The sequence below is a fragment of the Flavonifractor sp. An4 genome, assembly GCF_002161755.1.
In the GTDB taxonomy this organism is placed as follows: Bacteria; Bacillota; Clostridia; order Oscillospirales; family Oscillospiraceae; genus Flavonifractor; species Flavonifractor avicola.
This window is the reverse complement of the sequence record NZ_NFIL01000002.1, coordinates 35871-48667: the sequence shown is the minus strand read 5'-3', so window position 1 is coordinate 48667 and position 12797 is coordinate 35871. Positions and strand designations below refer to the sequence as shown.

At 61.4% G+C, this 12797-nt stretch carries 11 protein-coding genes; 5 read left to right on the top strand and 6 right to left on the bottom strand.

The window, feature by feature from the left end:
• Positions 1–10: 10 nt before the first annotated feature.
• Genes prfA through abc-f form a run of 3 tightly spaced genes read right to left on the bottom strand, consistent with a single transcriptional unit; the run spans position 11 to position 3621 of the window.
• A complete protein-coding gene (prfA, locus tag B5F94_RS01375; protein ID WP_087326911.1) occupies positions 11–1075 on the bottom strand; it encodes a peptide chain release factor 1 in 1065 nt (354 codons plus the stop codon).
• Between the two features lie 12 nt (positions 1076–1087).
• Positions 1088–1723: a YdcF family protein gene (locus B5F94_RS01370; protein WP_087326909.1), complete on the bottom strand. Its 636-nt coding sequence runs from the start codon at positions 1721–1723 to the stop codon at positions 1088–1090.
• A complete protein-coding gene (gene abc-f / locus B5F94_RS01365) occupies positions 1720–3621 on the bottom strand; it encodes a ribosomal protection-like ABC-F family protein (RefSeq protein ID WP_087326906.1) in 1902 nt (633 codons plus the stop codon). The genes B5F94_RS01370 and abc-f overlap by 4 nt, the downstream gene beginning before the upstream one ends.
• A gap of 88 nt (positions 3622–3709) precedes the next feature.
• Here abc-f and mtnA point away from each other — a divergent pair, with 88 nt between their 5' ends.
• The gene (gene mtnA, locus B5F94_RS01360; RefSeq protein ID WP_087326903.1) at positions 3710–4699 is read left to right on the top strand and encodes an S-methyl-5-thioribose-1-phosphate isomerase; all 990 of its coding nucleotides are present in this window, start codon (positions 3710–3712) and stop codon (positions 4697–4699) included.
• Between the two features lie 53 nt (positions 4700–4752).
• Here the strand turns inward: mtnA and murF are convergent, their stop codons facing one another.
• Together murF and B5F94_RS01350 are read right to left on the bottom strand one after the other, a co-directional pair.
• Positions 4753–6144 carry a UDP-N-acetylmuramoyl-tripeptide--D-alanyl-D-alanine ligase gene (gene murF, locus B5F94_RS01355; RefSeq protein ID WP_087326900.1) on the bottom strand — a complete coding sequence of 464 codons (1392 nt, stop codon included), beginning with the start codon at positions 6142–6144 and terminating at the stop codon, positions 4753–4755.
• A gap of 40 nt (positions 6145–6184) precedes the next feature.
• Entirely contained in the window at positions 6185–7234 is a 1050-nt protein-coding gene (locus B5F94_RS01350) for a D-alanine--D-alanine ligase (protein WP_087326898.1), read from the bottom strand.
• A 307-nt stretch (positions 7235–7541) separates the two neighbouring features.
• Between B5F94_RS01350 and B5F94_RS01345 the strand changes: the two genes are divergently transcribed.
• A complete protein-coding gene (locus tag B5F94_RS01345) occupies positions 7542–8681 on the top strand; it encodes an MFS transporter (RefSeq protein WP_087326895.1) in 1140 nt (379 codons plus the stop codon).
• Between the two features lie 43 nt (positions 8682–8724).
• Here B5F94_RS01345 and B5F94_RS01340 read toward each other — a convergent pair whose 3' ends face one another.
• Entirely contained in the window at positions 8725–9987 is a 1263-nt protein-coding gene (locus B5F94_RS01340) for an Ig-like domain-containing protein (RefSeq protein ID WP_087326892.1), read from the bottom strand.
• A gap of 141 nt (positions 9988–10128) precedes the next feature.
• Here B5F94_RS01340 and B5F94_RS01335 point away from each other — a divergent pair, with 141 nt between their 5' ends.
• The 3 genes from B5F94_RS01335 (at position 10129) to ffh (ending at position 12739) form a co-directional block, all read left to right on the top strand.
• Positions 10129–10896 carry a formate/nitrite transporter family protein gene (locus B5F94_RS01335; RefSeq protein ID WP_087326889.1) on the top strand — a complete coding sequence of 256 codons (768 nt, stop codon included), beginning with the start codon at positions 10129–10131 and terminating at the stop codon, positions 10894–10896.
• Between the two features lie 111 nt (positions 10897–11007).
• Positions 11008–11376, top strand: coding sequence for a YlxM family DNA-binding protein (gene ylxM, locus B5F94_RS01330; RefSeq protein ID WP_087187086.1), 369 nt, complete (start codon positions 11008–11010; stop codon positions 11374–11376).
• A 4-nt stretch (positions 11377–11380) separates the two neighbouring features.
• Positions 11381–12739, top strand: coding sequence for a signal recognition particle protein (gene ffh / locus B5F94_RS01325; RefSeq protein WP_087187087.1), 1359 nt, complete (start codon positions 11381–11383; stop codon positions 12737–12739).
• Positions 12740–12797 lie beyond the last annotated feature (58 nt).

The window sequence follows — 12797 nt, the reverse complement described above, 5'->3', positions numbered from 1 at the left end:
TGCCTCCCGTTTATTCCTCCTGGCTGTGTTTGAGCCGCTCGGCCTGGTCAGCGGTAACCAGTCCATCGATGATCTCGTCCAGGTCGCCGTTCATCACATTCTCCAGCTTATACAGGGTCAGGCCAATGCGGTGATCGGTGAGCCGTCCCTGAGGGAAATTGTAGGTGCGGATGCGCTCGTTCCGCATTCCGGTGCCCACCTGGCTGCGGCGCTCCGCCGTCAGGGACTCCTCCTGCTCCCGTACCTTCTCCTCGTACAGCCGGGAGCGCAGGATCTGCATGGCCTTGTCCCGGTTCTGAAACTGGCTGCGCTCCTGCTGGCACTCCACCACCGTGCCGGTTGGCTTGTGGATGAGCCGCACAGCGGAGGAGGTCTTGTTGACGTGCTGTCCACCCGCGCCGGAGGAGCGGAACACCTGCATCTCAATGTCGGCGGGGTTGAGCTCAAAGTCCACCTCGTCCACCTCGGGCAGCACCGCCACGGTGGCAGTGGAGGTATGGATGCGCCCGCCCGACTCGGTCTCGGGCACCCGCTGGACCCGGTGTACTCCGCTTTCAAATTTCAGGCGGGAGTAGGCCCCGTCTCCCTCAATGGTAAAGCAGATTTCCTTGACGCCGCCCAGCTCGGTTTCATTCACCGAGTCTACCTCCACCTTCCAACGGCGGGCGTCGGCGTACATGGAGTACATCCGGAACAGGGAGTGGGCAAACAGGGCCGCCTCCTCACCGCCTACCCCGGCCCGGATCTCCACGATGACGTTTTTGCCGTCGTTGGGGTCCCGGGGCAGCAGCAGGATGCGGATCTCATCCTCCAGCCGTGCGATGTCCTCCTTGGCCTGCTGATACTCCTCCTGGGCCAGCTCCTTCATGTCGGGATCGCCCATCAGCTCCTCCGCGTCCTTCAGGTCCTGCTGACGGCGGGTATAGGCCCGCCAGGCAGTGACCACCGGCTCCAGTTCCCGCTGCTCCTTGTTGAGCTTGGCCACCAGGACCGGGTCGTTATAGGTCTCCCCTGCCCCCAGCTGGGCCTCGATACTGGCAAAACGCAGGTCCAGGGCGCTTAGTTTTTGCTGCATATCCAAATCATATCACCTGTCAAAGAAATAGGACTTGACCAGAGCCAACGGCTCCCGGATGTACATCTTCAGCCGGGATGGAATGTGAGAGCTGGGGGCCGCCAGGGTGGACAGGGTGTAATCACCCTCCCATGCCCTGTCCCACAGCATCCGCACCCGGGTCAGGTGGAAGCCGTTGGACACCACCAGCATCTGGCTGGTATCAATCCCCTCCTGCTCCAGCAGCGCCTGTGTAAAGCGGATGTTTTCCCAGGTGTTGTGGGACTGGTCCTCCAGCAGGATCTGGTTTCCATCCACCCCGTGGTCGGTCAGATAGTCGTACATACACTGGGCCTCGCTCTGGTGTTCGTCGGGGCCCTGCCCGCCTGAGGCCACGATGGTCAGGTCCGGGTGATCCTCCAGGTAGTCCAGAGCTTTGTCCAGCCGGTCCTGGAGCAGGATGGACGGCCCCCAGGACTCCACCTTGCAGCCCAGGATCACCATCACCTTGGGTTCGCCGGTGATACTGTCGTGGGCGCCCGACAACACCACGCCCAGCAGCACCGCAAAACTCAGCAGAGCGGCCAGCACCGCCGCCAGCAGAGCCAGCAGCCATACCGGCTTTCTGCGCCCTCCGTAGGGGCGGTAATACTGTTTCTTTCGTCTCATCCTCTGGCCTCTTCCAATTCCGCGGCCAGGGTCTCCCACTTGGTGTACAGGGTGGCGATCTCGTCCTCCAGCGCCTTCTGCTCCTCATACACCTTCTGGAGCTCCAGGTAGTTGGATGCCACCTCCTCGGCTTTCAGAGACAGCTCATACTGCCGCTCCTCCGCCTTGGCTACCGCCCGCTCCGCCGCGGCCACCTGCTTCTCCAGCTCCTTGGTGCCGCCGGGGCGCTTGGGCTTCTCCTTCTTGGGCTTCTCCGGCTCCGCCTTCACCGGGGCGGCAGCCTGGGCCTTGGCCCGCTCCCGGGCGGCCCGGAACTCCTCAAAGGTGCCCCGGAAGTCGGTGATGTGCCCGTCCTCCAGCATCCAGATGCGGGTGGCAAACTGCTTAATGAAGTAGCGGTCATGGGATACGAAGAGCAGGTTGCCCTCGTAGTCTGCCACCGCCTCCTCAATCCACTCCCGGCTGGCGATGTCCAGATGGTTGGTGGGCTCGTCCAAGATAAGCAGATTGATCTGCTCATCCATCAGCATACACAGCCGCAGGCGGCTCTGTTCGCCGCCGGACAGGGCGGACACCGGCTTGAATACGTCCTCTCCCCGGAAATTAAAGGCAGCCAGCCGGTTGCGGGCGGTCTGGGTGGAGCAGTCCTGATCGTAAATCATGGTATCCACCAGGTTGCGCTCCGGGTGGGAGAAATGGATGATCTGGGGCAGGTAACCCATCTTTACAGTTGGCCCCATCTTTAGCTTTCCGGAGTCGGGCTCCTCCTCCTTCAGCAGAATCTTCAGCAGGGTGGATTTGCCGGTGCCGTTGTCCCCCAGCAGGGCGATGCGCTCGCCGCCCACCACCTCCAGATTGACATGGTCGAAGAGGGTGCGCCCGTCAAAGGACTTTTTCAGTTCCTTGATGGTAAGCACCTCGTCCCCGCGGAACTCCCGCTCTCCGAACTTCATGTCCAGGCGGCGCTCCTTGGCGGGCTTGTCGGTGGTACGCAGGCGCTCAATCCGTTTCTCCATGGACTGGGCCCGCTTAAAGATCTTGTCGTTGCCCGAGTAGGCCCAGATCCGCAGCTGCTGGGCGGCCTTCTCCAGCTGCTCAATCTTGGCCTGCTCCTTCTCGTACCGCTTCAGCTGCTCCTGATAGCGGTGCTCTTTCTCCACCACATAGAAGGAGTAGTTGCCTTCGTAGAACTCCGCCTTGCCGTCCTGGATCTCAATGACCCGCTTGACCACCCGGTCCAGAAACCAGCGGTCATGGGAGATGGCAAGGACAGTACCTTTATACTTGTCCAGATATTCCTCCAGCCACTCCGTGGCCCGCAGGTCCAGATGGTTGGTGGGCTCGTCCAGCAGCAGGATATCGGTGTCCTCCAGAATGAGCCGCGCCAGGTTGACCCGGGTTTTTTCGCCGCCGGACAGGGAGGAAAAGAGCTGACTGCGCATATCCTGGGAAATTTCCAGGCCATTGCACACCTTATTCAGGGAGGTGATGGTATCGTAGCCGCCCCCCGCCTCAAAGGCGGCAGTGAGGGCATCGTACCGCCGCAGCAGAGCCGGGTCGCTGTCCCGGCCCATGCGCTCAGTCAGTTCCGCCATCTCCCGCTCCATGGCCCGGATCCGCCCGAAGGCGGTCTGGAGCACATCCTCCACCGTGTACTCCGGCGGATAGACGGGGATCTGGGAGATGAGCCCCACCCCCTTGCCGGGGGCGATGTGGACCTCGCCATCGTCCCAGTCCAGTTCGCCAGTGAGGATCTTGAACAGGGTGGTCTTGCCGGCGCCGTTTTTGCCCAGCAAACCCACCCGTTCCCCCTGGTCGATCTGGAAGGTGAGGCCGTCCAATATTTTTTTGCCTACCTCGAATTCTTTGGACAGGTTCGAGACGGAGATATCGATCATTGCTTGCCTCCAAATGGTGTGTGTGGTACAATCGGTTGGAACAAAACGCCCCGGTCCGCCGGGGCCGCATCACAAGGAGGAGTTCTCTATGGACGCGATCCGTTGGGAAGGAAATACCCTTTACTTACTTGATCAGACAAAGCTTCCGGTGGAAGAGACCTGGCTCCCCTACACCGATTACCGGCCGGTGGCCGACGCCATCCGCACCATGGTGGTGCGGGGAGCCCCCGCCATCGGCATCACCGCCGCCTACGCCTATTGCCTGGCCGCTCTGGCCGGGGAGGACCTGACCGAGGCCAAGGCCGTCCTGGCCGCCAGCCGTCCCACGGCGGTCAATCTGTTCTGGGCCCTGGACCGGATGGCCCGCAAAGCCGAAGCCTGCGGCGGCGATCCGGAAACCCTGATTGCGGAAGCCATTACCATCCATCAGGAAGATGTGGCTATGTGTAAGGCCATGGGCCTTTACGGCGCTTCTGTGGTGCCTGATCACGCCCACATCCTTACCCACTGCAACGCCGGAGCCCTGGCCACCGGCGGCTACGGTACCGCTCTTGGAGTCATCCGGGCCGCCCACGAGCAGGGTAAAGTGGATATGGTTTACGCAGATGAGACCCGTCCCCTGCTCCAGGGCGCCCGGCTCACCGCCTACGAGCTGGTCACCGACCATATCCCCGCCACCCTCATTGCCGACAACATGGCTGCCAGCCTGATGGCCAAGGGCAAGATCGACATGGTGGTGGTGGGCTGCGACCGGATGGCGGCCAACGGAGACTTCGCCAACAAGATCGGCACCTACTCGGTAGCGGTGAACGCCCATCATCACGGGGTTCCCTTCTATGTGGCCCTCCCCTGCTCCACCATCGATCTGACGATCCCGGATGGCGACCGTATCCCCATCGAGGAGCGGGACAAGAACGAGGTGCGTACCCTGTACGGAGTCCAGACCGCGCCGGCCACGGTGGAGGTTTACAACCCCGCCTTTGACGTGACCCCACACAGCCTGGTCACCGGCATCATCACCGAGAAGGGCGTCATCTATCCGCCCTTCAAGGAGAATCTGCAGAAGCTGTTTGGATAACACAGATAGCATCAGGACCTTCCCCCGGTGGGGGGAAGGTCTTTTTTTCGCCATTACGCCTCTTTGGTGATGGTCAGCAGGTACTCCACCAGCTCCTCCAGGGCCATGCCCCGGGAGGCCTTCACCAGGATGGTGGCGTGGGGGCGCACCACGCTGTCCAGTACCGGCTTGGCCTCTGCCTTGTCGGCGCAGTGCCAGCACACCGGCACACCTGCCGCCTTGGCGGCATCGTAAATATGCTTGGACAGCTCACCCACCGCCACAAGACAGTGGATGCCCGCCTTGGCCAGGTACTCGCCGATGCCGGCATGGAGGGCGGGAGCCAGGGGGCCCAGCTCAAACATATCGCCCAGCACCGCAACCTTGTACTCCCCCTTGGCGTTGGAGAGCACCTCCACCGCCGCCCGCATGGACTGGGGATTGGCGTTGTAAGTGTCGTTGAGGATGGTGATATCATCCCCACGGGTGAGGATGTTCATCCGCATCTTGGTGGGGGCGAAGTGGAGCACCCCGTCGGCGATCTCCTGAGCGGTCAGGCCGAAGTGCTGGCCTACCGCCGCCGCCATCAGGGTAGGATAAATCATATGGTCACCCAGAGCCGGGATCTCCACCGGGAAATCACCGTCAGGCGTTTCCACCTTACAGCTGATCCGGCTCTTGCCGTCGCTGGCCAGATCCACTGCCCGGTAGTCCAGCCCCTGGGCGGAGCCCACCCGGATAAAGGGGTGGTCCAGCTTGCCGGGCAGGGTGTTCAGCAGCGGGTCGTCGCCGTTGATGACGGCAGGCGCGTGGGGCTTGGCGTAGTGGAAGATCTCACTCTTGGCCTCCAGGATCTTCTCCCGGGAGCCGAAATGCTCGATGTGGGAGTCGCCGATGTTGGTCATGAGGATCATGTCGGGCTCCACAATGGCGGAGAGATAGTCGATCTCTCCGGCGTGGTTCATGCCCAGCTCCAGTACGGCGATCTGGTGCTCCGGCTTGAGCCGCAGCAGGGTCATGGGGACTCCGATGTCGTTGTTCAGGTTACCCTCGGTTTTGAGGACGTTGTACTTTTCCCCCAGTACCGCCGCCACCATGTCCTTGGTGGTAGTCTTGCCCACCGAGCCTGTGATGGCTACCACGGGGATGGCGAATTTCTGCTTGTAATACTTGGCCAGATCCCGGAGGGCCCGGTGGGTGGACTTTACCTTAATATAGAACTTGCCGGGCAGGTAGCTGTCCCGCTCCCGCTGGGTGAAACACCCGGCGGCGCCCCCCTCCAGAGCGGCGTTGATGTAGGCATGACCGTCAAAACGCTCTCCCACCAGGGGGATGAACAGAGAACCGGGATGGATGGTACGGCTGTCGGTCTCCACCCGGCTCACCGCCCGGTTCAGATCTCCGAACTCACCCAGCAGGCTGCCGCCTACCGCTTCCATGATCTCTCGTATGGTCATCGGCTCCATGTTGTTGTCTCCTTTGATCTCTCTCGTTCCGGATGTCGGTTTACCGGCCCTGTTTTCTGGCCTCCAGGGAGGCCTCCACAATGCGCTGGCACAGGCTGTTGTAATCGATACCCACCGCGGCGGCCTCCTGGGGCAGCAGGCTGGTGGGGGTCATGCCGGGCAGGGTGTTGATCTCCAGGAACCAGGGCTCACCGTCGCTGGTAACGATGAAGTCGGCCCGGGAATAGACGGACAGGCCCAGGATCTCATACACCCGCAGGGCAGCAGCGCGGAGCTTCTCCTCCCACTCCGCCGGAATCTCCGAGGGGCACACCTCCAGCGCCGCGCCGGGCTGATACTTGTTGGCGTAGTCGTAGAAGCCCTCCTTGGGGATGATCTCGATGGAGGGCAGGGCCTTGCCGTCCAGAATGCCCACCTGGATCTCACGACCCTTCACATACTCCTCCAGCACGGTGCGGCCTCCCAGGGTCAGGCCGTTGGTGAGGGATTTGCGCAGCTCGTCGGCGGTATAGGCGATGGACACACCGATGGAGGACCCGCTGGCTACCGGCTTTACCACCAGAGGCAGCCGGGCGGTCTTGACCAGGCCCTCAATATCCTCCGCCTTGTACTCCACGGTCTTCCAGCCGGGGGTATTCACCACGTCAGCCACCATCCGCTTGGTCAGGTCCTTGTCCATGGCGATGGCGCTGGACAGGTAGCCCGCCCCGGTGTAGGGGATGCCCATCAGGTCAAAGGCGGCCTGGACCTTGCCATCCTCGCCGCAGGTACCGTGGAGGGCCAGGAACACCAGATCGGCCATCTGGCACAGCTCCAGCACACCGGGGCCAAACACGCTCTTGCTGTCGCCGGGACGGCTGGCCTTGATCTGCTCCAGGTCAGGGGCCTCCCGGCTGATCTTTTTAAAGGATTCGGGCACCGGCGCATCAAAGAAAGACTCGTCTGCACGGCCCTGCTCCAGGCCGAAAAACATATCGATGAGTCCCGCCCGATGGCCCAGAGCCCGCAGGGCCTCGGTCACCATGGTGCCGGTGGAAAGGGACACGTTCCGCTCCGGGGACAGACCCCCGGCCAAAACTACGATCTTCATAATACACCTCAGTTGCCAGTTTGATACAATATGATACGCGCTAATGGTATATTATAGCACGCTTTACCTCTATACTCAACTACCTTTCGACTATCTGTGCATGAAATCTTTCTTTTTCCGGTGGTCACACCCTACCGCTTGACATTCCTCCGCCATTCTGCTACATTGAACCCAGAACTTCCTTTCATGGAGTGAAGCAACTATGCTGTATCGGTCCAATCCCACCTGAGGTGCATCCTAACATCCCGGCGCTGTGATCCAGCGCCTTGTTTTGATGCAGAAATTCAGGAAGGATTGGATCTTTTTCATGAAACGAAATTTAAGGTGTATGTACGCCATCGCCCTCTTGCAGGGCATGGTCTTTTACGGCCCTGTGGCCACCCTCTACCGAGAAGCGCAGGGCGTGTCCATCGCCCAGATCACCCTCATTGAGAGCCTCTCCCTGGCGCTGTGCATCCTGCTGGAGGTGCCCTGGGGGATCCTGGCCGACCGGCTGGGGTACAAACGCACCATGATCGGGTGCTGTTTTCTCTATTTCCTGTCCAAAATCGTGTTCTGGCAGGCAGACGGCTTCGGCGGCTTCCTGCTGGAGCGGGTCATGCTCAGCGTGGTGGTAGCCGGGATGTCCGGGGTGGACACCAGCATTCTCTACCTCTCCAGAGGCGGGCAGGATAGCCAGCAGATCTTTGGGTGGTACAACAGCCTCCAGACCGCCGGATTGCTCATCGCCGCCCTCACCTTCTCCCTGTTTGTCGGAGACAACTACGCCCTGGCGGGGGGCCTCACTGTCCTCAGCTATGGTGCCGCCGCCCTGTGCGCCTTAGGACTCACCGAGGTAAAGGCACCCGCGCCCTTCTCTCCCCGGCTGACCCTGGATATCCTGCGCCAGACCCTGACCAATCGACGTCTGCTCCTCTTTCTCCTGTCGGCGGCCCTCCTCTCCGAGGCCCACCAGACCATCACCACCTTTTTAAATCAGCTTCAGTATGCCCGCGCCGGCCTGCCCGATTGGGCCATTGGTGTCCTCTATATTGTCGCCACGGTACTGGGCATGGCGGGAATCTGGTCCGCCCGACTCACCCGCCGGACAGGCACCGTGGGAACGGCGGTGCTGCTCTATGGCGGCGGGGTACTGGCCTGTATCGCCCTGGCTCTGACCACTGCCCCTCTCCCCTCCATCTGTGCCATTCTCACTCTGCGGCTGTGCAATACCCTGTGCCAGCCCTTCCTGATGGAGCTGCAAAACAAGCAGGTGACCACACCCCACCGGGCTACCGCCCTCAGTGTCCAGGCCATGATCATAGATGGGGTGGGAGTTGGTACCAACCTGGCTTTTGGCGCTCTGGCGGAAATCAATCTGGACTGGTCCTTCTGGCTGGGCGGCGGGATCTGCCTTGCCGGGTTACTTCTTTTTATGATATGGTATAAATTGCGTCCCCGTGCATAAAGGGAAACGGCCGCCGATGGCGGCCGTTTTTCTCATATTCCCCTTAAAACCAGCCGGTGTCCCGGCTGTCCAGCAGATCCAGGGCAGCGCACAGCAGCTGTGCCGCCTCTCCACGGGTCAGGGTCTCCGTGAGGCCGGCCTCCGCCGGCAGCACCCCGCAGGTGGACAGGTTGGCCGCCGACTGGGCCGCCCAGGCGGGAGCGTCGGCGGCAAAGGTCTGGGCGTCCACGTCGGTGACGGACAGCACCCGGTCCAGCAGCACCGCCGCCTCGGCGGTGGTGATGGAATCATCGGCCCGGAACACCACCCGGCCCTCATCATCGGTGGTGCCCTGGACCAGACCGCACTTCAGGGCGGAGGACACATAGGGCTTGGCCCAGGTGGGAATGCTCTCGTCGTCGGCGAAGCCGGTGCGGGACACCCCCTCCAGGGACTCCACCCCGGCGGCATTCATAGCCATGGCCACAAACTCGCTGCGGGTGACGGCGGCGTCAGGCTGGAAGAAGTATTCCCCTCCCATGCACTCGCCAACAAAGACCCCCTCCTCCGCCAGACGAATGGCCGCCTTATGGGCAGGGTGGCCGCTGAGATCGGCGTAGGTCACCTTGGTGTCCGGCTTTTCGATCTTTACTTTGACTGTAGCCGGGTCGGAGGCGTTGCCCACCGTGTCCATGGCAATATAGGTGAAGGAGTCCTTGCCGGTCTTGTTCTCATAGGGGGTATAGACGAACTGGCCGTCCTCCCCGATGGTTACCGAACCCCGGGCCGGCTTCTTCACCAGCCGGTAGGTCAGCAGGTCGCCCTCCGGGTCCACGGCGGAAAAGCGGTCGGTGACCGCCACATTTTTATAGGTGGACAGTTCCAGATTCTCCGCCACTGGGGCGCCGTTGGCCTCGGTCAGCAGATGGACCTCCACCCCAACCTCCTGTCCGGGCTCACCGCCGGCAAAGAGAGGTTGGAAGGTAAAGCTGGTCTCCAGAGCGGTGGGGGTGACAGAGGGAGTGAAGCGCAGGCCGTCCACGGCGGTCATGGCGATCACATCCCCCTCTCCCACCATCTGGCCTCCCAGGGTGAGTACACCTTCCTGGGGCAGCTGGGTAATGACAATGGCGTCCAGAGCGCCCTCCCCCTCCACCACAAAGTCTGAGGACTGGAAGGCGATGGTCTCGGTGGCCATACCGTTCTTCACCACGTCCAGCACCGTGGGGCTGGTCTCCTCCTGGTCCAGAAAGAGCGCCGAGGCAGGCAGGGCCGCGGTGAGCAGGGCGGCCGTCAGCGCTGCGGCAATCAGGATGCGGGTTTTCACTGATAGTACCTCCTTATCTGATGTAAGGTTAGTGTTTGCCGGTGTGGTGGAATTATACAAAATGTGGGCCGCCCTCTTGTGCGAAACCAGAATCTCCGGTACAATATTGAAAATAATTTGTCCCTGTGGAGGAATCTGCCCATGAACCGTGCTGTTGTGGAACAAATCGCTCAGGCAGGCGCCGGCAAGCTGGCTCTGGCCCGCAAGGCGCCTCTGCGCTATCTGACCCGGGCCGCCCTGGCCGGGGCCTTTATTTTTGTGGGGGCCCTGCTGTCCTGCCTGTGCTCCGCCTGGTTTTACAGCGGAGCCCTGCCTGTGGCCAAGCTGCTGGGCGCCGTCACCTTCTCGGCAGCCCTTACCCTGATCGTTCTGCTGGGCGGCGAGCTTTTTACCGGCTGCAACCTGGTGATGGGGGTCTCCCTCTATGAAAATCAGGTCTCCCCCGCCGGAGCTCTGCGGGTCTGGATCATATCTTGTCTGGGCAACCTGGCAGGCATTCTGGTGCTCTGCCTGGTGCTGGTGGGCTCCGGGGCCAGCGCCGACCTGCTGGGGGCCTATCTGGCCGTCATCGTGCCCGGCAAACTGTCTCTGCCCTGGTATGTGCTGCTGCTCCGGGGCGTGCTGTGCAATTTCCTGGTGTGCATCGGGGTGTTCGCCGGCTTCCGCCTCCAGAGCGAGACGGGTAAGGCCCTGGTCATCGCCCTGGCCATCACCACCTTCGTCCTCACCGGTCTGGAACACTCCATCGCCAATATGGCTTACTTTGCCCTTTACGCTCTGTACACCCATACGGCAGACTGGGCCGCCATGTGCTGGAACCTGCTGTGGGTCACCATCGGCAACCTGCTGGGAGGCGCGGTGCTGCTGGGCTGGCCCCTGTGGTATGCCGCCGAAGAAAAAGAAAAATAAAGCGCGCTTTCCCCCTTGACAAACGGAGGAAAATCGTGTATCATCACCTCTGTTGTAAAGCTTTGAAACTTTACTTCCTTTACAGAACGACTTACTGAAGGAGGGTGTACCATGAAGAACCAGGCCTACCGCATGGCTCTGCTCTATGATTTTTATGGAGATATGCTCACCGACCGACAGAAGGAATTCTATGACCTCTACTACAATGAGGACCTCTCTCTGGCTGAGATCGCCGAGAACTACGGCATCACCCGCCAGGGCGTTCGGGACGTGATCGTCCGGGCCGAGGCCATCCTCACCGAGCTGGAGGACAAAACCGGCATCATCAAGCGCTTCCACAAGATGCAGCAGCAGTTCCTGGAGGTGGAAGAGGCGGTGAACGCCATCGCCCAGCGCAACGACCAGCGCTGGCAGGACGACGAGGTTGAGATCCAGTGCAACCGCATCCGCAGTGTTCTGGATCAGCTGAAACAGGAGTGACCCCATGGCATTTGAAGGACTGACCGAAAAGCTGTCCGCCGCCTTTAAGCGGCTGCGGGGCAAGGGCCGTCTCACCGAGGCCGACGTAAAGGAGGCCATGAAGGAGATCCGGATGGCTCTGCTGGAGGCCGACGTAAACTTCAAGGTGGTCAAGCAGTTTGTGGCCTCTGTCACCGAACGGGCCGTTGGCTCCGATGTACTGGAGAGCCTCACCCCCGCTCAAATGATCGTCAAGATCGTCAACGAAGAGCTGACCAATCTGATGGGCGGCGAAAGCACCAAGCTGACCATCTCTCCCAAGCCCCCCACGGTTGTGATGCTGTGCGGCCTCAACGGCGCCGGCAAGACCACCAACGGCGCCAAGCTGGCGGGCTTTCTGAAAAAGCAGGGCAAGCGGCCCCTTCTGGTGGCCTGCGACACCTTCCGCCCCGCCGCCATCACTCAGCTGGAGGTTGTGGGCTCCCAGGTGGATGTACCTGTGTTCCAGATGGGTCAGATTGACCCCATCGACATTGCCAAGGCGGGCATTGAGCACGCCAAGAAGCACGGCAACGACATCGTATTCATCGACACCGCCGGCCGTCTCCACGTGGACGAGGAGCTGATGGAACAGCTCAAGGACATGAAGGCGGCCATTGACCCCACCGAGATCCTGCTCATCGTGGACGCCATGATCGGTCAGGACGCGGTAAACGCCGCCAAGGCCTTTGACGAGGCTCTGGATATCACCGGCGTCATGCTCACCAAGCTGGACGGCGACGCCCGAGGCGGCGCAGCCCTCTCCATCAAGGCGGTCACCGGCAAGCCCATCAAGTTCGTGGGCCAGGGCGAGAAGCTGGACCAGGTGGACATCTTCTACCCCGACCGGATGGCCTCCCGTATCCTGGGCATGGGCGACGTGCTCTCCCTGATTGAGAAGGCCCAGCAGACCTTCGACGCCAAGAAGGCCGCCGAGCTGGAGCAGAAGCTGCGGAAAAACCGCTTCACCCTCTCGGACTTCTACGATCAGCTGGTGCAGATCAAGAGCATGGGTTCCCTGTCCGACATTGCAGGGATGCTCCCCGGCGTCAACGCCAAGGCTCTGGAAGGTGCTAACGTGGACGAGAAGTCCCTGGCCCGCACCGAAGCCATTATCCTGTCCATGACCCCTGCCGAGCGGGAGGACCCCTCCCTGCTGAACAACAGCCGGAAAAAGCGCATCGCCGCCGGCTCCGGTACCCAGGTGGTGGACATCAACCGTCTGCTCAAGCAGTTCGACATGATGCAGCAGATGAGCAAGCAGTTCTCCGGCAAGCAGATGAAGCGTCTTGGCAAGCTGGGGAAACTGGGTAAGCTGGGTAAAATGCCCGGTCTGCCCTTCTAAACGGTGGTAAACGCGCCACGTCGCGTTTCCATAGATATGCTTTACGATTACATGGAGG